Here is a 22,155-nt window from a genome sequence, read left to right as displayed (position 1 = left end):
TGCGCTCCCGTGCGAAGGGCGGAGGGCCCTCGGGGCCGACCGGCGAAATCATCTTCCTGGGGAACACAGACTAGTCGCTCAAGCACCCTGGGTGATCGGTCGACGCCTGGACAGCGGCCCAATCGTGTACTCGCCGTGACATCCGCGGGGGCGGACGGCGCCCCGGGCGCGCCTGCGGCGCGGGGCCGGGCACTCCACCCCCGGGCGCTCGGTAGGCTGACCTGGAAGGTATGTCCTCTACGGAAACGGGTTTGCGGCGATGGCCCACGCGGTAACTCCTAGCCCTGCCAAGAGCGGTGGCGAACCCACCCCGGTGGCCTACGAGCAGGCGCTGACCAGGTACGAGCCCGTCCTCGGTCTGGAGACCCACATCGAGTTGGGCACCGCCTCCAAGATGTTCTGCTCCTGCCCCACCGGCTTCGGCGCGGAGCCGAACACCCAGGTCTGCCCTGTCTGCCTCGCGTTCCCGGGTTCCCTCCCGGTGGTCAACGAGAAGGCCGTCGAGGGCGCGATCCGCCTGGGTCTGGCGCTGAACTGCTCCATCGCGCCCTGGGGCCGGTTCGCCCGGAAGAACTACTTCTATCCGGACATGCCGAAGAACTACCAGATCTCGCAGTACGACGAGCCGATCTGCGTGGACGGCCACCTCGACGTCACCGTCGACACCCCCGACGGCCCGCGCGAGTTCCGCGTGGAGATCGAGCGCGTCCACATGGAGGAGGACACCGGCAAGACCTCCCACGTGGGCGGGGCGACCGGCCGCATCCACGGCGCCACCTACTCGATCGTCGACTACAACCGCGCGGGCATCCCGCTGCTGGAGATCGTCACCCGGCCCATCACCGGCACCGGCGAACTCGCGCCCCTGGTGGCGCGCGCCTACGCCGCCGAGCTGCGCGACCTGGTCCGCTCCCTGGGCATCTCCGACGTGCGCATGGAGGAGGGCTCCATGCGCTGCGACGTCAACGTGTCCATCCAGCCGGTCGGCACCGCCGAGTGGGGCACCCGGAGCGAGACCAAGAACGTCAACTCGCTGCGCTCCGTCGAGCGCGCCGTGCGCTCCGAGATCGAGCGCCAGGCGGGCGTCCTCGACGCCGGGCACAGGGTCGTGCAGGAGACCCGCCACTTCCAGGAGAACACCGGCCGCAGCATCTCCGGCCGCTCCAAGGAGGAGGCGCAGGACTACCGGTACTTCCCGGACCCCGACCTCGTCCCGGTGGCCCCGACCGAGGAGTGGATCGAGGAGCTCCGCGCCACGCTGCCGGAGCTGCCCGCCGCCCAGCGCGCCAGGGTCAAGGCCGAGTGGGACCTCAGCGACACCGAGCTGCGGGACCTGGTCAACGCCGGTGCGATCGAGCTGGTCGAGGCGACCGTGGTCGCCGGTGCCCCGTCCGCCGAGGCGCGCAAGCTGTGGCTCAACGAGCTGTCCCGCCGCGCCACCGAGCAGGAGGTCGAGCTGGGCGCCCTGCCCATCACGCCCGCCCAGGTCGCGCGGATCATCTCCCTGGTCTCCGAGGGCACGCTGACCAACAAGCTCGCCCGCCAGGTCGTGGAGGGCGTGCTGGCCGGTGAGGGCGGGCCCGACGAGGTCGTCGAGGCGCGCGGCCTCCAGGTCGTCAGCGACGACGGCGCGCTGGGCGCCGCCGTGGACGAGGCCATCGCCGCCAACCCGGACGCCGCCGACAAGGTGCGCGGCGGCAAGCTCGCCGCGGCCGGCGCCCTGGTGGGCGCCGTCATGAAGGCGACCCGGGGCCAGGCCGACGCCGGACGCGCCCGGGAGCTCATCCTGGAGAGGCTCGCCGGGGCATGACCCCCTTCCGGGCCGGTCGGGCGACGACCGGCCCGGTCCCTCCCGGAGCCGGTCCGCCCGCCGTGCGGCGGGTCCCGGCGCCGCCGGGGCGCGGCGGGCCGGGAGGGGGGCCCACGGCGCGTCGCGCGCGCGGCGCGAGGCCCGCGCGCCATGGTGACTCCGGGTCACCATTCTGTCGTCATCTCTCATCCGGTCCTCAATCGCTGTGTGACCTTGGTTGCGTAGGGTTGCGACGCACGGGGGCGTGCGCGGTCGCTCCGGCCGCCCCGCCGCCGGGCTCGTCCCGGTCCCGCGAGAACCCGGGCGGCAGACCGCGGTACCTGGCGCTGTGCCGCGCCGGTACTCGAACGACGCGAGGTGGGTGCTCCATGTACGAGGAGAGAGCGCGACGGCGGCTGCGTGCCGCGACGGTCGCGACACGCCCGCGGGGAGGTCGGTGATGGGAACCCGGGCACGCCGTCTGTGGACCTTCGGCCTGGGCGTGCTGTTCCTGGTCTACGTGGCGGCGGCGTTCGTCCCGCTGGGGTCGACCACCGTCACCGCGGCGTTCGCCGAGTGGCCGACGGCGCTGGCCGCGGGCGTCGCCGGACTCTCCCTGCTCCTGGCCTCGCGGCGCTGGGCGGCGACCGGGGCCGACCGCGACGCGCACGTCGACGGGGCCGACGGCCCGGCCGCGCTGCGGCACCTCGGGTTCGCCGCGCTCGCCTGGTGCGCGGGTGGCGTCACTCACGGTCTGACCCGGCTCTTCAGTTCCAGTTCGGTGCTCTCGCTCACTCTGGGTGATCTTTTCGCGCTCGCCGCGCTGCCACTCTTCGTGGTGGGGTTCACCCGGTTCGCCCCCTGGCCGGGCGGACTGCGCACCGCGATGCGCCACATCACCGACAGCTACGTGTGCGCCGCCGCGGTGTTCTCCGTGGTGTGGCTGCTGCTGTTCTCCCCCCTCTACGAGGAGCTCGGGGAGGGCGCCGGGTTCCTGGGGTTTGCCCTGGTCTACCCGGTCGCCGACATCGTCGTCCTGTGCCTGCTCGTCCCGCTGGTGTTCATGTCGCCGCACAGCACGCGGCGCGCGGTGCTGCTGGCCATCGGGGCGCTCATCGTCATCGCCGGTTCGGACATGATCGGCGCGCTCACCCGCCTGACCGGGGTCCCCATCGCCGGGGGCGTCGAGCACCCGATCAAGTTCCTGGGCTTCGCCCTCCTGGGCGCCCTGCCGTGGCTGATCGAGCACCGGCCGGGCGCCGATCCCCGCCGGATCACGGGGAGGGGCCTGTACCGGTTCGCGCCCGAGCTGGCGGCGGTGGGGGCGGTGGCCGTCGCCGCCGTGGTGCTCACGGTGGCCGGGGTCCGGCTGTCCGGGGTGGCCCCGGTGCTCCCGCTGGCGGCGGGGACCGCCGTGATCGTGCTCCTGGTGCGGGTCCTGGGCATGCTGGAGGAGAACGCGACCCTCGCCCGCATGGTCCGCAACCGCGAGGGCCACTTCCACGAGCTGGCGCGCAACAGCGGGGACGTCATCCTCATCCTCGACCGGGACGGGGGCGTGTTCTACGTCAGCCCGGGGACGGCCGAGGCGTTCGGCTACCGCCTGGACGACGTGCTCGCCGCGCCCGTCACCGCGCTGATCCACCCCGAGGACCTCGCGCGCACGAAGGCCGTCACGGACCTGTTCACCGAGCGCGGCTCGCAGGGCGTGCACCTGCGGCTGCGGGTGCGGGCCGCCGACGGGACCTGGCGGCACACCGAGTCGACCGCCTCCCTGTACGAGCAGCCGGGGGAGCCCGACCGCCTGCTGGTGACCACCCGCGACATCAGCGCGCAGGTGGCCCTCCAGGACGAGGTGGAGCACCTGACGTTCCACGACGGGGTGACCGGGCTTCCCAACCGGGCGTACCTGGAGGAGCGGGCCAGCGACGTGCTGGCGCACAGGGCGATCAGCGAGGAGCCCACCGAGGACATCGCGGTGATCTTCCTGGACCTGGACGGGTTCACGTCCGTCAACGACTCGGCGGGCCACGTGCGCGGGGACCACCTGCTGGGCCAGGCGGCCCGCAGGCTGCGCGCCGAGGTGGACTCCAACGCCACCCTGGCCCGGTGGGGCGGCGACGAGTTCGCGGTCCTGGTGGAGGGGGTGCCCCGGGCCCAGCGGGTGGTCGACCTGGCCGAGCGCCTGGGCCGCGTGATCGCCTCCGAGCCCTTCCAGGTGGCCGACCGGGACATCATGCTGACCGCCAGCACGGGGGTGGCCTTCGCGGAGCCCACCACCGACAGCGGCGAGCTGCTGCGCAACGCCGACGTGGCCATGACCAGGGCCAAGGAGCGCGGCGCGGGGCACGTGGAGGTCTACGCCGCCCACATGCACGACATGGTGGTCTCCCGCCTGGAGCTGCAGATACGCCTGCGCGAGGCGCTGGCCAACGGCGACTTCTTCCTGGAGTACCAGCCGGTCGTCGACCTGGGCACCTCCCAGGTGACCTCGGTGGAGGCTCTGGTGCGCTGGGACCGCGACGGGGAGGCGGTCGGTCCGGACGCGTTCCTCGGCGCCGCCGAGGAGTCGGGGCTGATCGTGCCGCTGGGGGAGTGGATCCTCCGCGAGGCGTGCGAGAAGGTCGCGGTGTGGCGGCTCTCGGACTGGGACATCGGCCTGTCGGTCAACCTGTCCGTGAAGCAGGTCCTGTCGCCCCGCTTCATGGAGACGGTGGCCGGCGTCCTCGCCGAGACGGGGCTGTCCTCCGACGTGCTCACCCTGGAGGTGGACGAGGAGGTCCTGCTGGACGACGGCGGCGAGGCGGTGCAGCGCCTGGCGGAGCTCCGGGAGCTGGGCGTGCGGCTGGCCATCGACGACTACGGCATGGGCTACGCGTCGCTGGCGCACCTGCGGCGGCTCAGCGTGGACGCGATCAAGATCGACCCGTCCTTCATCGCCGACCTCGGGCGCGACGACACGGTCACCCTGCTCACCCACACGATCATCCAGCTGGGCCGCGACCTGGGGGTGCAGGTGGTGGCGGAGGGCATCGAGCGCCCCGAGCAGCTGGAGCAGCTGAGGGCCATGGGCTGCGACCACGGCCAGGGCTTCCTGGTGGCCCGTCCGATGCCCGCGAGCGGCGTCGAGTCCCTCGTCGGGGGGGAGGCCGGGGCCAACCTCTGACCCCGGACGCGCCCCCCGACCCCCGGTCGCACACGACCCCCGCCACGTGTTCTGTGTTACACGCGGTGGGGGTCTTGTGGTGGTTGGTCCAGTTCAGAAGGGCTTCTCAGTGAGGGGCGCGGTCGCATGCTGACATATGAGTCTCACATAATGAGACATTATGTCGTTCTTGTTGACGGGCGGCCCCTCCGTCGGCCAATGTGGTCAACGTGCAGAACACCTCCCTGATCCTCGTACTTGGTCGGCGCGCAGCCCACTGAGTTTCTTCTGCTGCGCGCCACCCCTCAACCGCCACAGGGCGGTGGGGGTTTTTTTATTGCCAGGCAGGGACCAGACCCACCAAGCCAGAGCCCCAGCACCGCTCTGGAACCTCGCTGAAGGATCTTGAGATGACCGAGCAGATGACCGGCGCCCAATCGCTGATCAGGTCGCTGGAGCAGGTCGGCGTTGACACTGTCTTCGGGATTCCCGGCGGTGCCATCCTCCCGGCCTACGACCCGCTCTACGACTCGGCCGAGGTGCGCCACATCCTCATGCGCCACGAGCAGGGGGCCGGGCACGCCGCCGAGGGCTACGCCTACGCGACCGGCCGGCCCGGGGTGTGCATGGCCACCAGCGGGCCCGGCGCCACCAACCTGGTGACCCCCCTCGCCGACGCCCACATGGACTCGGTCCCGATGGTCGCCATCACCGGGCAGGTCGCGGCCCCCATGATCGGCACGGACGCCTTCCAGGAAGCCGACATCTGCGGCATCACGATGCCGATCACCAAGCACAACTTCCTGGTCAAGAACGCCCGCGACATCCCCCGGACCATCGCCGAGGCCTTCCACATCGCCTCCAGTGGACGCCCCGGGCCGGTCCTGGTCGACATCTCCAAGGACGCGCTCCAGGCCTCCGCCGACTTCGTCTGGCCCGAACGCCTCGAACTCCCCGGCTACCGGCCGGTCACCAAGCCCCACGGCAAGCAGGTCCGCGAGGCGGCCCGCATGATGGCCGAGGCCCGCCGCCCCGTCCTGTACGTCGGCGGCGGCGTCCTGCGCGCCGGCGCCGCGGCCGAGCTGCGCGTCCTCGCCGAGATCACCGGCGCCCCCGTCGTCACCACGCTGATGGCCCGGGGCGTCTTCCCCGACAGCCACCCGCAGTTCGTGGGCATGCCCGGGATGCACGGCGACGTCAGCGCCGTCGGGGCCCTCCAGAAGGCCGACCTCATCGTCGCTCTGGGCGCGCGCTTCGACGACCGCGTCACCGGCAGGCTCGACAGCTTCGCCCCCGACGCCAAGATCGTCCACGCCGACATCGACCCGGCCGAGATCTCCAAGAACCGCCACGCCGACGTGCCCATCGTCGGCGACTGCCGCGAGGTCCTCGCGGACATGGTCGTGGCCGTCCGCGCCGACCAGGAGAAGGGCCGGCAGGGCGACTACGAGGCCTGGTGGCAGCAGCTCAACCGCATGCGCACCACCTACCCCAAGGGTTACGAGGCCTCCGACGACGGCAGCCTCTCCCCGCAGGCCGTCATCCAGCGCCTGGGCCAGATCGCCGGCCCGGAGGCCACCTACGTCGCGGGCGTCGGCCAGCACCAGATGTGGGCCGCCCAGTTCATCGACTACGAGCGCCCCGGGTCCTTCGTCAACTCCGGCGGGCTCGGCACCATGGGCTTCTCCGTCCCCGCCGCCCTGGGCGCCAAGGTCGGCGACCCCGACCGGGTCGTCTGGTCCGTGGACGGCGACGGCTGCTTCCAGATGACCAACCAGGAACTGGCCACCTGCGCCATCGAGGGGATCCCCGTCAAGGTCGCGGTGGTCAACAACGGCAACCTGGGCATGGTCCGCCAGTGGCAGACCCTCTACTACGAGGGCCGCTACTCCAACACCGACCTCCAGACCTCGCCCCGGGACGAGAAGGTCCGGATCCCCGACTTCGTCCGCCTCGCGGAGGCGTACGGTTGTGTCGGCCTGCGCTGCGAGCGCGCCGAGGACATCGACGCCACCATCGAGAAGGCCATGGCGATCGACGACGCACCCGTCGTCGTGGACTTCACGGTCAATCACGACGCCATGGTCTGGCCGATGGTCGGCCCCGGCGTCAGCAACGACAACATCCAGTACGCGCGCGACATGGCGCCGAACTGGGAACACGAGGACTAAGAGGAGAAGGCCGAACCACCATGAGCAGTCACACGCTTTCCGTTCTGGTGGAGGACACCCCGGGTATCCTCGCCCGCGCCTCCTCCCTCTTCTCCCGCCGCGGCTTCAACATCGACTCACTCAGTGTCAGCACCACCGAGTACCCAGGACTGTCCCGGATGACAATCGTGGTCAACTGCGACCTCCACCCCTTGGAGCAGGTGACCAAACAGCTCAACAAGCTGGTCAACGTCGTCAAGATCGTGGAGATGGACACCACCGCGTCGGTCCGGCGCGAGCTCCTGCTCGTCAAGGTCAAGGCCGACGCGTCGAGCCGCACCCATGTGCTTCAGACGGCCGAGCTGTTCCGCGCGCACATCGTGGACGTCAGCCCGGACGTCGTCGTCATCGAGGCCGTCGGCGACCCGGAGAAACTCGATGCCCTGGTGAGGAACCTGGAGCCGTTCGGCATCAGGGAGCTCGTCAAGTCAGGGCTGGTCGCCCTGGGCCGCGGGCCGCGGTCGATCACCGACCGTTCCCTCCGCACCGTCGACCGCAGCGCCTGAGGCCGCCGGGCGCCCGGGAGGGCGCCGGAGCCGCGGGCCCTCCCGACCGACCGGCGGGCGCGGACGACCGCCCACCCCGACCCCACACGTACGCAAGAACAAGGAGCATTCCCAAGTGGCAGCACAGATGTACTACGACGACGCCGCGGACCTCGCGCTCATCCAGAGCAAGAAGGTCGCCGTGATCGGCTACGGCAGTCAGGGGCACGCGCACGCGCTGTCGCTGCGCGACTCGGGCGTGGACGTGCGGGTCGGCCTCGCCGAGGGCTCCAAGAGCCGCGCCAAGGCCGAGGAGGAGGGCCTGCGCGTCGTCACCCCCGCGGAGGCCACCCGCGAGGCCGACGTCATCATGATCCTGGTCCCCGACCACATCCACCGGGACCTGTACGCCGAGGAGATCGCGCCGAACCTGGAGGAGGGCAACGCCCTGTTCTTCGGCCACGGCTTCAGCATCCGCTACGGCCTCATCAAGCCGCCCGCGGGCGTGGACGTGGCCATGGTCGCCCCCAAGGGCCCGGGCCACCTGGTCCGCCGCCAGTTCGAGGCCGGGCGCGGCGTGCCCTGCCTGGTCGCGGTCGAGAAGGACGCCAGCGGACAGGCCTGGGACCTGGCCCTGTCGTGGGCCAAGGGCATCGGCGGCACCAAGGCGGGCGTGATCCGGACGACGTTCACCGAGGAGACCGAGACCGACCTGTTCGGTGAGCAGGCCGTGCTGTGCGGCGGTACCGAGGAGCTGGTCAAGGCCGGTTTCGCCACCCTGGTCGAGGCGGGCTACCAGCCGGAGATCGCCTACTTCGAGTGCCTGCACGAGCTCAAGCTGATCGTCGACCTCATGTACGAGGGCGGCATCTCCAAGATGAACTGGTCGGTGTCCGACAACGCGGAGTACGGCGGCTACACCCGCGGCCCGCGCGTCATCACCGAGCAGACCCGCGAGGAGATGCGCAAGATCCTCGGCGAGATCCAGGACGGCTCCTACGCCAAGGAGCTCATGGACGAGTTCGACGCCGGCCAGCCGACCTTCAAGAAGCGCCGCGAGGCCGAGCAGAACGAGAAGATCGAGAAGGTGGGCGCCGAACTGCGTCCGCTGATGAGCTGGCTCAAGGCCTAGGGGACCGGGCGAGGACCCCGTGAACCGGGGGCAGGTGGACTACACCACCTGCCCCCGTCGGGCTTCCCTACCCGGGCAGTAGACTTTTGATCGGCCGTCCCACCCGATCCGGGCAGTGCCAACCACCTGCGCGATCGGGTCGCACCACCCGAAAAGGAACCGTTGTGCCCAAACCCGTCGTACTCGTAGCGGAAGAACTCTCGCCCGCCGGAATCGCGCTGCTCGAAGAGGACTTCGAGGTGCGCCACGTCAACGGCGCCGACCGGTCCGAGCTCCTGCCCGCCCTCGCCGACGTCGACGCCCTGATCGTGCGCAGCGCGACCAAGGTGGACGCCGAGGCCCTGGCCGCGGCCTCCCGGCTCCAGGTGGTCGCCCGCGCGGGCGTCGGCCTGGACAACGTGGACGTGGACGCCGCCACCAAGGCGGGCGTCCTGGTGGTCAACGCCCCGACCTCCAACATCATCAGCGCCGCGGAGCAGGCCATCAACCTGCTGCTGGCCAGCGCCCGCAACACCGCCCCGGCCCACAACGCCCTCATCAACGGCGAGTGGAAGCGGTCCAAGTACACCGGCGTCGAGCTGTACGAGAAGACCGTCGGCGTCGTCGGCCTCGGCCGGATCGGCGCCCTCGTGGCGCAGCGCCTGTCGGCCTTCGGGACCAAGGTCATCGCGTACGACCCGTTCGTGCAGCCCGCCCGCGCGGCGCAGATCGGTGTGGAGATGACCACGCTGGACGAGCTGCTGGAGCGCTCCGACTTCATCACCATCCACCTGCCCAAGAACAAGGACACCCTGGGCCTCATCGGTGACGAGGCGCTGAGCAAGGTCAAGCCGACGGTGCGCGTCATCAACGCCGCGCGCGGCGGCATCCTGGACGAGGACGCGCTGTACCGGGCCCTGAAGGACGGCCGTGTCGCCGGTGCGGGCATCGACGTGTTCGCCAAGGAGCCCTGCACGGACAGCCCGCTCTTCGAGTTCGAGAACGTCGTGGTCGCCCCCCACCTGGGCGCGAGCACCGAGGAGGCGCAGGAGAAGGCCGGCACGCAGGTCGCGCGCTCCGTCAAGCTGGCGCTGTCGGGCGAGTTCGTGCCGGACGCCGTGAACGTGCAGGGCACCGGAGTGGCTGAGGAGATCAAGCCGGGCCTGCCCCTCACCGAGAAGCTCGGCCGGGTCTTCACCTCCCTCGCGGGCACCATCGCCAGCCGCATCGACGTCGAGGTGCGCGGCGAGATCGCCGCCCACGACGTGAAGGTCCTGGAGCTGGCCGCCCTCAAGGGCGTGTTCGCCGACGTGGTCGAGGACACGGTGACGTTCGTCAACGCCCCCCTGCTCGCGAAGGAGCGCGGTGTCGAGGTCAACCTCGTCACCAGCGACGACAGCAGCGACTGGCGCAACCTGATCTCGGTGCGCGGCGTCCTCGCCGACGGCACCCGGGTGTCGGTGTCCGGGACCCTGACCGGCCCGCGCCAGATCGAGAAGCTGGTCGAGATCAACAACTACACCATGGAGATCGGCCTGGCCGAGCACATGGTGTTCCTGGCCTACGAGGACCGCCCCGGCGTCGTCGGCAAGGTCGGCGCCCTGCTGGGCGACGCGGACGTCAACATCGCGGGGATGCAGGTCATCCGGGACCAGGAGGGCGGCAAGGCGCTGATCGCGCTCACCGTCGACTCCGCCGTGCCCGAGGAGATCCTGTCGTCGATCTCGGGCGAGATCGACGCGGACATCAGCCGCCAGATCGACCTGGAGGACTAGGGCCCGCGGCAGAACCGCGGGGCCGCGCCGCGACCACGGCACAGCCTGGAGGGCCGCTCCCACCGATCGGTGGGAGCGGCCCTTTTCCGTGCGCGGCGCCCTACGCGCGGAAGGCCGGTGCGGCGCCCCGCGACAACGGGGGCGAAAAGCCGTTCCTGGCCACGGATGTCACCTTTTCTGAATTTCCTTGGGAAATGTCCCAGGTGTGCCTGATGGGTGCACGGAGAAGGGGCGAAGGGGGATCCGGCCTCGTGTTATGTGAAGGTTATTTCTTTTCCTGTGCAAGGATATCGCTGGTCATGGTGCTCGTGTCCGTCCGGATCCGCGCTTGTGGAGTCCTTCTCGAACGGGTTCGGGTGTCGGCGGGGTCGCTGTCCTGGATTCCGCCTCCATAGTTTCGACTCGATGCCGGGGGGATTGAATTGCATTTTCCACGTCGACGGTTCGCGGTGGCGCTGGGGGCGGCCGTGGCGGCCTGGGCGGGAACGCTCCTGGTGATGCTCGTGTACGGGGTGGTCGACATCCGGTCCGCGCTCCACCTCACCGCCCTGTCCGGGGCCTTCGGCGCGGTCGGGCTCCTCGCGGTCCTCGTGCGGCGCAACACCGCGCAGCTGCGGTCGCTCCGGCTGCGGTTCGACCGGCACGCGCGCGAGATCGCCGAGATCGCGGGGGAGAACCGGAGCGAGCTCTTCGCCCGCGCCGACGACCTGACCGGCCGCCTCGCCCGGATGGAGGAATCGGTGCACGCGCTGTGCGACGCGTCCGCGGGAGGGGGCGGGGAGCGTGCGGTCCCCTCCGTGCGGGAGCCGGGAACCCCGGCGGAGGGGAGGGCCGTCCGCGAGCTGGAGGCGCTCCTGGGTCCTGACGCGCCCATGCCGGCGCCCGGGGAGGACGGGGTCTCCCCCGAGACGGTGGAGCGGGTCGTCAGGGCGGTGCGGGACCGGCGTCCGCACCTGGTGGTGGAGGTCGGCAGCGGCGCGTCCACGCTCTGGCTGGGCCTGGCGCTCCGCCGGTTCCGGGCTGGGAGGTTGGTGGCGCTGGAGAGCGACCCCCGGTGCGCGGGCCTGGTCCGGGCCATGGTCGCGGCGCACGGGCTCTCCGGGGTCGTCGAGGTGCGCGGCGCCTCGGACCTGGACGGACTGCACGGCATCGACCTCCTGCACCTCACCCGCGTGACGGGGGCGACGGAGGTCGACGCGGTCCCGGACCTCTTCGACCGCTGCGCCCCGGGCGCGCTGGTCATCCCCGGGGAGGACCACGGGGCCCGGGGCCCGGGACGCGGGAGGGCGTCGGCCGAGCGCTCCGACGCCGTCCTCGGGGCAGGGGCCTCCGCGGACGCGGTGCGGGCCCGGGCCGCCTCGTGACCGGGGGAGAGCTCGCGGACGCCCTGCGGCTCCGCGGCTCCCTCCCCACCCTGGTCTGCCACACCGGCGCCGCGGCCGCGGAAGCGGTCGGGGAGCTCGCCCTCGGCGCCGGGGACAGGGCGGTCGACCTGGACCGGGTCGTCGTCGGGGAGCCCGGGGCCGGAGGCGGACCGGCGGATCCGCACGCGGGCGTGGTCGCCGTCGTCGCCGCGACGGCGACCGACCTGAGGAGGGCGCTGGTCCCCCTCGGGGTCCTGCCGCCCGCGCCGTTCGTGGTGGTGGTCCTCCTGGAGGTCCCCTCCCACCAGGGGCCTCCGGTCCCGGTGGCGCCGGCGCCGGGGGAGTGGTCGGAGCTTCTGGAGCTGCGTGTGCGGCGCCTGGCCGGCGGAGGCTGGTCGTGCGAGGCGTGCTTCGAGGACCCCGTGTACGTGCACAGGGTGGCGGGTGCCCTGGCACGGGGGGTCGTCGGCGGCCGGCCGGGGGCCGCACCGGTCCCGGCGGTGTCGGTGCTGGGCGCGGACGCGGGTCTGTGGTGCCCCGGCGGCGCCCGGGTGGCCGATCCCCGCAAGGCGGACGTGGTGCTGCGGGTGGGGCCCGCGGAGCCCGGCGGCCCCGTCGTCCCCGAGGGCGCGAGGGGAGGCGGTGTCCGCCGGCTGAGCGTGGAGGAGTCCTCGTGGGCGGCCGCGGGGCGGCCGGGCGGCACGGTCCACGGCCGTTTCCGGGTGGAGGACGTGCCGCCCGTCGACGAGCGGACGGTGAACCCGACCGGGTTCGTCGGCCGGGCGGGCCCGAAGGTGGGACGCCTGGTCTCCCGGGGCGGGCGCTGGGTCCTGGTCTCGGGAGGATCGGTGCGGTGGCGGGTGCCCGAGGACGGCACCGTGACCGACGTGGACGTCGCCCGGTTGCGGGACCTGCGCGCCGTGGACGTGGAGTGGGGGCGGCACAGCGGTCCGCTGGCGGCGGTGCGGGCGGTGGCGGGGCTGGCCGCGGCGGGGGTCCCGCTCGTCGGCGGCCCGGTGCCGCCGTGGGCCCGGTGCCTCGGAGCCGACCTGTGCGCGCTGGTCGCCTCGGTCGGAGCGGACGAGCTCGCGGACGGACTGGTGCGGGAGGAGCACAGCGTCCGGTTGCGCCGGGCGGCCCTGGGAACCCACGGCGTGCGCGCGCGGTGGAGGGACCTGGGGGCGGCGGCCGGCGTCGGGGGACCGCCCGACCCGGCGGTGTCGGTGGTGCTGTGCACCCGGCGGCCGGAGATGCTCGGGTTCGCGCTGCGCCAGGTGGCCCGCCAGCGCGGTGTGGAGGTGGAACTGGTCCTCGGGCTGCACGGGTTCGGCGAGGACGCCCCGGGGGTCCGGGAGGCGACGGCCGCCTTCCGGAGGACCGGCCGCGCCCTGCAGGTCTTCCGGCCCGACCCGGACGCGGTCCTCGGATCGGTGCTGAACGAGGGGATCGCCCGGGCGAGCGGCTCGGCGGTCGCCAAGATGGACGACGACGACTGGTACGGGCCGGACCACCTCGCCGACCTGGTGCTGGCGCGTCGCTACTCCGGCGCCGACGTCGTGGGCAGCGCCGCGGAGTTCGTCTACCTCGAGACCCTCGACCTGACGGTGCGGCGGAGCGCCCCGACGGAGTGCCTGTGGCGGCGGGCCGCAGGGGGAACCCTCCTCATGGACCGCACGGCGGTGGAGGAGGTCGGCGGTTTCCCGCCGGTGGGCACGGCCGAGGACACGGGCCTCTTCGCCGGGATCGAACTCCTCGGCGGCCGCGTCTACCGCGGCCACGGCCTCAACTACGTCCTGCGCCGCAGGGCTTCGGGACACACCTGGGACGTCGGCGCGGGCCACTTCCTCCGCAACGGCGCGGAGCGGCGCCGCGGATGGCGGCCCAGCGCGCTCCTGGAGTCCGAGGCCGCGGACGCCCCCGCGGGGGCGGCGCCGCGGGAGCTCCGTGGAGAGCCGACCGTGAGGGAGGGGAGCAGGGGATGACGCTCGTCCGGGAGGGCGCCCTCGACCGCCGCGGGCGGGGGGAGCGCGGACCGCGGCCGCTGATCCGCCACAACGACTACTCGGTGCTGGAGCCGCCCGGGCTGGGCGCGTGGGAGCCCGAGCTGGGGGTCGGCGTGGTCGTTCGGGCGTTCGGCGGGCAGGAGAAGCTCGATCTGACGCTGGCGTCGCTGGCCGCGCAGACCTATCCGGCACGGCTCACGGAGGTCGTGGTCGTGGACGACGGCAGCGACCCGCCGCTCAGGCTGCCGGAGGTCCGGCCCGCGAACACGCGGATCGTGCCGGCCCGGCCCGGGGGCTGGGGCAGGGGGCACGCGGTGAACACCGGCGCGGCCGCCACGGACGCGGACGTGGTCCTGTTCCTCGACGCCGACATGATCGCCTTCCGGGACCACGTCGAGGCGCAGATGCGCTGGCACCACCTCGCCGACCACCTCGTGGTCACCGGCCACCTGCGGTGCGTCGGCCACGGGACGGGACTGCCGAGCCCGGCGGAGGTGGCCGACGCCGTCGGCCGCGGGGAGCCGGAGGCCCTGGTCGAGGGGCCGGGCGAGGAACTGGCGTGGCTGCGCAGGGCCTACGACCGCAAGGAGGACCTGCGCACCGCCGGATACGAGGCGTTCTCCTACTTCATCGGGGGCACCGGCTCGGTGCGCCGGGAGCTGCTGGCCGAGTGCGGGGGGACCGACCCCGAACTGCTCCTGGGAGAGGACACGCACCTGGCGTACCGGCTGGCGCAGCGCGGCGCGGTGTTCGTCCCGGAACTCGACAGCAGCAGCTGGCACCTGGGCCTCCCGGAGATGGAGCTCCGCAAGGCGGAGGGCGTCCGGTACAGGGTCCCCTTCGTCGGCAACCGCGTCCCCCGGCTCGGCGTGCGCCGGGGCGCGGGCGTCCGGCAGTGGCAGGTGCCCTGCGTGGACGTGGTGGTGGAGGTGGCGGGGGCCCGGTTCGGGGCGGTGTCGGACACGGTGGAGCGCCTGCTGGGGGGTGACGCGGCGGATGTGCGGATCACGCTGGTGGGGCCGTGGCGGCGTGCGCGCTCCGGGGGGCGCGCCGTCCCGGACGGTCCGGGCCCCGACACGGCGGCGCTGCGGGAGGCCTTCCGGTGCGAGTCGCGGGTGGTGTTCGCCGAGGAGGCGCCGCGGGAGGACCCGGACGTCCCGTTCCGGCTCCTCCTCCCCCCGGGCCTGCCGCTCGCCCGGCACGCCGTCCGCCGCATGGTGGAGGAGGCGGACAGGGCCCGCGCCGGGCTGCTCCGCGCCGTGGTCCCGGGGAGCGACCGCGGCGGACCCCGCCTGGAGCGCACCGCGGCGTTCGCCCGGGCCCGTCGGCTGGCGGACCGGCCGGAGGAGGTCGAGGCCCTGGTCGGAGAGGTCAGCGCCGTGCACTGGATCGACGGCGAGTCCCAGCTGCTCACGGAGGAGGACCGGCCGCCCGACCCCCCGGAGGACTGGCGGAGCGCGCTGGCGCTCGCCGAGCGGGAGGCCGCGGAGCAGGAGGCGAGGGCCGGACGCCTGGAGCGCAGGTACCGCTGGCTGACGGGCACCCGCGGCGGCAGGTTCGTGCGCCGGGTCATCGGATGAGGGGGATCGGCGGTATGGCGGAGACGGTCGGGACACGGGGCCGCGTCGGCGCGCCGGCGGGACGGAACGGGGCGGGCCCCGCCCGCGTCCGCCGCAACGACCACCCGGCACCGGAGCCGCCGGACCCGGGCGGATGGGAGCCGGAGCTGGACGCCGTCGTGGTCGTCCGGGCGTGCGGCGCGCGGGGGAGGCTCGGCCCGACGCTGGCGTCGCTGGCCGCGCAGACCTATCCGGCGCGGCTCACGGAGGTCGTGGTGGTGGCCGACGGCGGCACACCGGTCCGGCTGCCGCAGGTCCGCCCGGAGAACACGCGGACCGTCGCCGCCGGCCCCGGCCGGTCGGGGCCGCAGGACGCGGTACGGGCGGTGGCGGAGTCCTCCCCGGACGCGGCGGTGCTGTGGCTGGAGGCCGGAACGGAGGTCGGCCGCACCCACGTGGAGGCGCACATGCGCTGGCACCACCTCGCCGACCACCTCGTGGTGCTGAGCGGGGCGGCCTCCCCGGAGCCGGACGGGGGACCGGGACCGGAGGCCGCGGCCTCCGGGGGCCGCGATCCCTCGGAGGGACCGGGGAACGCGGGACACCGGGGGTGGCGCGCCCTCGCCGGGTCGGCCTGGTCGGTGCGGGGCGGGCTGCTGGCCGAGTGCGGGGGGAGCGGCCCTGCCGCGCTCGTGGGAGGGGAGGACCACCTGGCGTACCGGCTGGCGCAGCGGGGCGCGGTGTTCGTCCCGGAGCCCGCCGCGGGGGTCAGGGGCCCCGGCGGGCCGCGGGGGGACGGAAGGGAGGACGGTGACGCCCGATTCCACCGGCTCCGCCTGGAGGACAGGGTCCCGCTCCTGCGCTTCCGCCGGGCCTCGCGCCGCCGGGAGTGGCAGGTGCCCTTCGCGGAGGTGGTGGTGGAGGTGGCGGGGGCCCGGTTCGAGGCGGTGTCGGACACGGTGGAGCGCCTGCTGGGGGGTGACGCGGCGGATGTGCGGATCACGCTGGTGGGGCCGTGGCGGGACGTGCCGTCCGGCAGGCACGCCGTCCTGGACGATCCGGACGCGGAGCCGAGGCTGGTGCGGGAGGCCTTCCGGTGCGAGTCGCGGGTGGTGTTCGCCGAGGAGGCGCCGCGGGCGGACCCGGACGTCCCGTTCCGGCTCCTGGTTCCGCCCGGGGCGCCCGTGCGCCCCGGGGCCGTGGACGCCCTGGCCGCCGCGGCGGACGCGTGCGGTGCGGGCCTCGTCCGCGTACGCGGTGCGGGCGCGCTCCGCCTGGAGCGGACGGCCGCCTTCGCCCGCGCCCGGCGCCTGGGGGCCTCCGGGCCGGACCTCGACGCCGCGGTGGCCGAACTGTGGGGCGAGCACGAGGTCGACCCGGCCGAGGTCCTGGAGGCGGACCGCCCCGGCGGGGAGGGGCCGCCGGCCGACTGGCACAGGCGGATGAGGCGGGCGCTGAGGGCGGCCGACCGGCACCGCGCCGCCGCCGACCGCTGGGAGCGCCGTATCCGGGTGCTCGTCCGCGGCTTCGGCGTGCGGCTGCTGCTCGGCCGGACCGCCCGGGGAGCGCGCGTGCAGGGGCCGTGACGGAGTCGGGCCGCCCGGTTGAACTGCGGCGACACCAGCGTGTCTCACATCGTGGGAATTGCTGGTCATATAGTTGGACATCCGATATTCTGAAGTCCTAGGAGTTGGTGGCGTCGGCTCCACCGCCGCACGCCGCCACCCAGTGCCGCGCCCGCTCCGACCGGGGCCCGCGTCGGCGATTCCGGCAGACGATCCCGCCGGGGGCGAGCTCCTGATTCCGGTGGGCACCGCCGCCCACGTTCCGCGCTCCACCGCCGTTCGGCGCCATCCCGCCGGGCCGCGGCCGCAGAGCGCGCGGCGCCGCAGGGCGCAACCGCGAAGGCCCGTGGCCGGGCCGTTCCCATGGCCGGTCACGCAACGCATCCGGAGGATCGCATGTACGACATGATCGAGTACCCGACCGCGCCCGACTCCGAGGACGAGCTCAACCGCGCCCTCCAGGACGCCCTGAACCGCCGGGCCTGAGCCCGCCGACCCGTCGCGCGGGGCGCCCCGGCGCCCGGCGGGCGGTCGTGTTCCGGGGGCCGCCGCCCCGGCGGCGCCGCGCGGGCCCCGCCCCGGGGAGGGGTCCGGGGGGCGGTCCGGGCCTGCGGCGCAAAATCGCGCGGGCGGGACGCCCCGGGTCTCCCGGGCCGGTAAGGTTGTCTCATCCAGTGTTCAATCTGATCTCACCATCTGAGAAATGCCCGGTGGGGTCGTACCCGAAGCAGAGGCAGTCCGTATGGCAGCTCGCACCGTGAAACTGGCCGTCATCCCCGGAGACGGGATCGGCCCCGAGGTCGTGGCCGAAGGGCTCAAGGTGCTGGAGGTCGCGGCCGCCCAGCAGGACCTCGCCGTGGAGACCACCGAGTACGAGCTGGGCGCGAAGCTCTGGCACCGCACGGGCGAGACGCTGCCCGAATCGGTCCGGACCGAGCTGGCCGGACACGAGGCCCTCTACCTCGGCGCGGTCGGCGACCCGTCCGTGCCCAGCGGGGTGCTGGAGCGCGGGCTGCTGCTGCGCCTGCGCTTCGACTTCGACCACTACGTCAACCTGCGCCCGGTCCGCCTGTACCCGGGGGTGGCCAGCCCGCTCGCGGGCGTGGGCCCCGAGGACATCGACATGCTCGTGGTCCGCGAGGGCACCGAGGGCCCCTACGCCGGAGCCGGCGGCGTGCTGCGCAAGGGCACCCCCCACGAGGTCGCCACGCAGGACAGCGTCAACACCCGCTTCGGCGTGGAGCGCGTGGTCCGCTACGCCTTCGAGAAGGCCGCGTCCCGACCGCGCAGGAAGCTCACGCTGGTCCACAAGGACAACGTCCTGACCTTCGCCGGCGAGCTGTGGCAGCGCGTGGTGCGGGAGGTCGGCTCCGAGTACCCGCAGGTCGCCGTGGACTACTGCCACGTCGACGCCGCGTCGATGTTCTTCGTCAACCAGCCCGCGCGCTTCGACGTGGTCGTCACCGACAACCTGTTCGGCGACATCATCACCGACATCGGTGCCGCCATCACCGGTGGCATCGGCCTGGCCGCCAGCGGCAACATCAACCCGGACAACACGTTCCCCAGCATGTTCGAGCCCGTCCACGGCTCCGCGCCCGACATCGCGGGCCAGGGCAAGGCCGACCCCACCGCCACGGTGCTGTCCGCCGCGACGATGCTCGACCACCTGGGGGTCCCCGAGGCGGCCCGCCGCATCGAGAACGCGGTCGCCGCGGACCTCAAGACCCGCGCCCAGGGCGGCGGGTCGCGATCCACGGCCCAGGTCGGCGACGACCTCGCCGCGCGAGTAGCCGAGCAGGGCTGACGCACGTTCCGTCGGCCCTGCCCTTCTCCGAGGCGCGGCCGACGGCAAGGGGCCACCCGCTCGACGGGTGGCACGGTCCCTGGGACCGACACCGGCAGGCGCGCCCGGAACAACACGAGCGCGCCTGTCGCCGTGTCCGGGCCCCAGGGTCCGCCCTGGCACCGGGTGCGCTCTTCCGCCAGACTGGATTCCAGGTCGGCGGCGCTGCCGACCTGTTGCACCCGAGAGGACCACCGACGACATGAACAACGACACCACCACAGCGGGGTTGACGTTCGACATCCAGCTCTCCGACCGGCGGAAGACCCCGCAGGAGCGGGAGGCACTGCTGGAGGATCCCGGTTTCGGGCAGGTGTTCACCGACCACATGGTGACCATCCGCTACACCGAGGGCCGGGGGTGGCACGACGCCAAGCTGGAGCCGTACGGCCCGCTGAGCCTGGACCCGGCCACATCGGCCCTGCACTACGCCCAGGAGATCTTCGAGGGACTCAAGGCCTACCGCCACCCGGACGGCTCGCTCGCGTCGTTCCGTCCCGAGGCCAACGCCGCCCGGCTCAACAGGAGCGCGGCGCGCATGGCCATGCCGGCGCTTCCCGAGGAGCTGTTCCTCGAGTCCATCGACCTGCTCCTCCAGCACGACGGCGCCTGGGTGCCGGACAAGGAGTACTTCAGCCTCTACCTGCGCCCGTTCATGATCTCGACGGACGTCGGCCTGGGTGTGAACCACCCGTCCCGCAGCTACCTCTACCTGCTGATCGCGTCCCCGGTCGGCTCGTACTTCTCCGGCGGCGTCAAGCCGGTGACCGTCTGGCTGTCCAAGGACTACACGCGCGCGGCCCCGGGCGGGACCGGCGCGGCCAAGTTCGCGGGCAACTACGCGGCGAGCTTCCTCGCGCAGTCCCAGGCGGTCGAGAAGGGGTGCGACCAGGTCGTCTGGCTCGACTCCCGCGAACACCGCTGGGTCGAGGAGATGGGCGGCATGAACCTGTGGTTCGTGTTCGGCTCGGGTGAGAACGCGCGCCTGCGCACGCCCCCGCTGACCGGCACCCTCCTGCCCGGCATCACCCGTGAGTCCCTGCTGACCCTGGCCCCCGACCTCGGCATCCCGGCGGAGGAGGCCCCCATCTCCACCGACGAGTGGCGCGAGGCGGCCGAGTCGGGGGAACTCACCGAGGTGTTCGCCTGCGGCACCGCGGCCGTGATCACGCCCGTCGGGTTCGTCAAGAGCGACGAGGGCGCGTTCACGGTCGGCGACGGCACGCCCGGACCGGTCACCATGCGCCTCCGCGAGGAGCTGGTGGGCCTCCAGACGGGGCTGCGCGCCGACAAGCACGGCTGGATCACCAAGTTCTCGGGCCGTGACGCCTAGGGCCTGACCGCGCGCGGGCCGTCCCGACGGGGGCGGCCCGCCGCCTCCCCGGGAGCGCGTACGCCCAGGCGTGTCCCGGCGCCGCGGTCCGAGGGGGTGAAACGTCCGTTCCGAGAAACTCCCGTCTCGAACAATGGGACAATCGGCCGCTGAACACGGAGGACCCGGCCGCCTTGTGGCACACTGACCTCATGCCGTCTCAGGTTCTCATTATCGTGAGGCGCGCTGGCTGACCGACGTACCTCGCCAGCGCGCCGACCTCTCGTGTCCACGGGGGGTCTTTTTTGTTGGCGGGGGCCGGTCGGCCACACCACAGCATCCACCTTCGGGAGTTCCGCCCATGAGGGACGACAGTTTCCACGTCTTCGACACCACGCTGCGCGACGGAGCCCAGCGCGAGGGGATCAACCTGCGGGTCTCCGACAAGCTGGCCATCGCGCAGTTGCTGGACGACTTCGGGGTGGCGTTCATCGAGGGAGGGTGGCCGGGGGCGAACCCCAAGGACACCGAGTTCTTCCAGCGGGCTTCACGAGAGCTCACGCTGAGGCACGCGCAGCTCACCGCGTTCGGCGCGACCCGCCGGGCCGGTGTGCGGGCCGCCGACGACCCCCAGGTGGCCGCCCTGCGCGACAGCGGCGCGCCGGTCGTCACCCTTGTCGCCAAGAGTGACGACCGGCACGTCGAGCGCGCCCTGCGCACCACCCTCGACGAGAACCTCGCCATGATCGCCGACACGGTGTCCCACCTGCGCGAACACGGCCAGCGCGTGTTCGTGGACTGCGAGCACTTCTTCGACGGCTACCACCACAACCCCGACCACGCCCTCGACGTGGTCCGCACCGCCGCCGGGGCGGGGGCCGACGTCGTCGTCCTCTGCGACACCAACGGCGGCATGCTCCCCGGCGACATCACCCGCGTCGTCACCGAGGTCCGCGAGGCCACCGGCGCCCGCCTGGGCATCCACGCCCAGGACGACACCGGCTGCGCCGTCGCCAACACCCTCGCCGCCGTGGACGCCGGGGCCACCCACGTGCAGTGCACCGCCAACGGCTACGGGGAACGGGTCGGCAACGCCAACCTGTTCTCGGTGGTCGGCGCCCTCACCCTCAAGCGCGGCCTCGACGTGCTCCCCGACGGCTGCCTGCCGGAGATGACGCGCGTCGCGACCGCCGTCGCGGAGATCGTCAACCTCACCCCCGACACCCACCAGCCCTACGTGGGGGTGTCGGCGTTCGCCCACAAGGCGGGGCTGCACGCCTCGGCGATCAAGGTCGACCCCGACCTGTACCAGCACACCGACCCCGCCCTGGTCGGCAACACCATGCGGATGCTCGTCTCCGACATGGCCGGACGGGCCTCCATCGAGCTCAAGGCCCAGGAGCTGGGGCTGGACCTCTCCGGCGACCGGGCGCTGGCCGGCCGGGTCGTGGAGCGGGTCAAGGCCCTGGAGCTCTCCGGGTACAGCTTCGAGGCGGCCGACGCCTCCCTGGAGCTGCTGCTGCGCGAGGAGCTCGGTTCCCCGGTCCGCTACTTCGACACCGAGTCGTGGCGGGTCATCACCGAGCGCAGGCCGGCCACGGGCGCCGACTCCCTGTCCAACGGCTACGAGAGCCTCACCGAGGCCACGGTGAAGCTGCTCGTCAAGGGCGAGCGCGTGATCGCCACCGCCGAGGGCAACGGTCCGGTCAACGCCCTCGACCGGGCGCTGCGCAGCTCCATGGAGGGCGCCTACACCGCCCTGGCCGGACTGGAGCTGACGGACTACAAGGTCCGCATCCTGGAGGGCACCTCGGGTACCAACGCCGTCACCCGCATCCTCGTGTCCTTCAGCGACGGGGCGGGGGAGTGGACCACGGTGGGCGTCGGCCCCAACGTCGTCGACGCGTCCTGGGCGGCGCTCGAACAGGCCGTCACCTACGGACTCCTCCGGCAGGGCTATCCGCAGGTCTGACGGGACGGCCCGCGGCGGG

At 73.1% G+C, this 22,155-nt stretch carries 12 protein-coding genes and 1 pseudogene; all 13 read left to right on the top strand.

Annotation, left to right across the window (positions count from 1 at the left end; translation table 11 throughout):
* The first annotated feature begins 313 nt into the window (after positions 1 to 313).
* Positions 314 to 1,810, top strand: a complete 1,497-nt coding sequence (gene gatB, locus OUQ99_RS26525) for an Asp-tRNA(Asn)/Glu-tRNA(Gln) amidotransferase subunit GatB (RefSeq protein ID WP_267946499.1) — start codon at positions 314 to 316, stop codon at positions 1,808 to 1,810.
* Positions 1,811 to 2,249: 439 nt separating this feature from the next.
* Positions 2,250 to 4,955: a putative bifunctional diguanylate cyclase/phosphodiesterase gene (locus OUQ99_RS26520; protein ID WP_267946498.1), complete on the top strand. Its 2,706-nt coding sequence runs from the start codon at positions 2,250 to 2,252 to the stop codon at positions 4,953 to 4,955.
* 368 nt (positions 4,956 to 5,323) lie between these two features.
* A pseudogene (locus tag OUQ99_RS26515) lies at positions 5,324 to 7,105 on the top strand (acetolactate synthase large subunit); the annotation flags it as partial.
* Between the two features lie 20 nt (positions 7,106 to 7,125).
* Complete coding sequence (gene ilvN, locus OUQ99_RS26510; RefSeq protein WP_267946497.1) at positions 7,126 to 7,650, top strand: acetolactate synthase small subunit; 525 nt, start codon at positions 7,126 to 7,128, stop codon at positions 7,648 to 7,650.
* 115 nt (positions 7,651 to 7,765) lie between these two features.
* Positions 7,766 to 8,761: a ketol-acid reductoisomerase gene (ilvC, locus tag OUQ99_RS26505; protein WP_267946496.1), complete on the top strand. Its 996-nt coding sequence runs from the start codon at positions 7,766 to 7,768 to the stop codon at positions 8,759 to 8,761.
* A gap of 164 nt (positions 8,762 to 8,925) precedes the next feature.
* Entirely contained in the window at positions 8,926 to 10,515 is a 1,590-nt protein-coding gene (gene serA, locus OUQ99_RS26500; RefSeq protein ID WP_267946495.1) for a phosphoglycerate dehydrogenase, read from the top strand.
* A gap of 422 nt (positions 10,516 to 10,937) precedes the next feature.
* Positions 10,938 to 11,879 carry a class I SAM-dependent methyltransferase gene (locus tag OUQ99_RS26495; RefSeq protein WP_267946494.1) on the top strand — a complete coding sequence of 314 codons (942 nt, stop codon included), beginning with the start codon at positions 10,938 to 10,940 and terminating at the stop codon, positions 11,877 to 11,879.
* Positions 11,876 to 13,861, top strand: a complete 1,986-nt coding sequence (locus OUQ99_RS26490; RefSeq protein ID WP_267946493.1) for a glycosyltransferase family A protein — start codon at positions 11,876 to 11,878, stop codon at positions 13,859 to 13,861. The genes OUQ99_RS26495 and OUQ99_RS26490 overlap by 4 nt, the downstream gene beginning before the upstream one ends.
* Entirely contained in the window at positions 13,858 to 15,462 is a 1,605-nt protein-coding gene (locus tag OUQ99_RS26485) for a glycosyltransferase (RefSeq protein ID WP_267946492.1), read from the top strand. Before OUQ99_RS26490 ends, OUQ99_RS26485 begins: the two co-directional genes overlap by 4 nt.
* Positions 15,463 to 15,476: 14 nt before the next feature.
* Complete coding sequence (locus OUQ99_RS26480) at positions 15,477 to 17,027, top strand: glycosyltransferase family A protein (protein WP_267946491.1); 1,551 nt, start codon at positions 15,477 to 15,479, stop codon at positions 17,025 to 17,027.
* 721 nt (positions 17,028 to 17,748) lie between these two features.
* Positions 17,749 to 18,813 (top strand): 3-isopropylmalate dehydrogenase, encoded by a 1,065-nt coding sequence (locus tag OUQ99_RS26475; protein ID WP_267946490.1) that lies wholly within the window; start codon positions 17,749 to 17,751, stop codon positions 18,811 to 18,813.
* Between the two features lie 241 nt (positions 18,814 to 19,054).
* Positions 19,055 to 20,185, top strand: a complete 1,131-nt coding sequence (locus tag OUQ99_RS26470) for a branched-chain amino acid aminotransferase (RefSeq protein WP_267946489.1) — start codon at positions 19,055 to 19,057, stop codon at positions 20,183 to 20,185.
* Between the two features lie 340 nt (positions 20,186 to 20,525).
* Entirely contained in the window at positions 20,526 to 22,136 is a 1,611-nt protein-coding gene (gene cimA, locus OUQ99_RS26465; protein WP_267946488.1) for a citramalate synthase, read from the top strand.
* Positions 22,137 to 22,155: the final 19 nt, after the last annotated feature.

Source organism: Streptomonospora nanhaiensis (assembly GCF_026642255.1).
GTDB classification, from domain to species: Bacteria; Actinomycetota; Actinomycetes; order Streptosporangiales; family Streptosporangiaceae; genus Nocardiopsis; species Nocardiopsis tropica.
Note: the sequence above shows the minus strand (reverse complement) of the source record. Positions and strands in the feature narration are given on the sequence as shown.

Coding starts and splice junctions, on each gene's coding strand:
- OUQ99_RS26520 (WP_267946498.1), top strand. CDS start 2,250: ATGGGAACCCGGGCACGCCGTCTGTGGACCTTCGGCCTGGGCGTGCTG.
- ilvN (WP_267946497.1), top strand. CDS start 7,126: ATGAGCAGTCACACGCTTTCCGTTCTGGTGGAGGACACCCCGGGTATC.
- OUQ99_RS26485 (WP_267946492.1), top strand. CDS start 13,858: ATGACGCTCGTCCGGGAGGGCGCCCTCGACCGCCGCGGGCGGGGGGAG.
- OUQ99_RS26480 (WP_267946491.1), top strand. CDS start 15,477: ATGGCGGAGACGGTCGGGACACGGGGCCGCGTCGGCGCGCCGGCGGGA.
- OUQ99_RS26475 (WP_267946490.1), top strand. CDS start 17,749: ATGGCAGCTCGCACCGTGAAACTGGCCGTCATCCCCGGAGACGGGATC.
- OUQ99_RS26470 (WP_267946489.1), top strand. CDS start 19,055: ATGAACAACGACACCACCACAGCGGGGTTGACGTTCGACATCCAGCTC.
- cimA (WP_267946488.1), top strand. CDS start 20,526: ATGAGGGACGACAGTTTCCACGTCTTCGACACCACGCTGCGCGACGGA.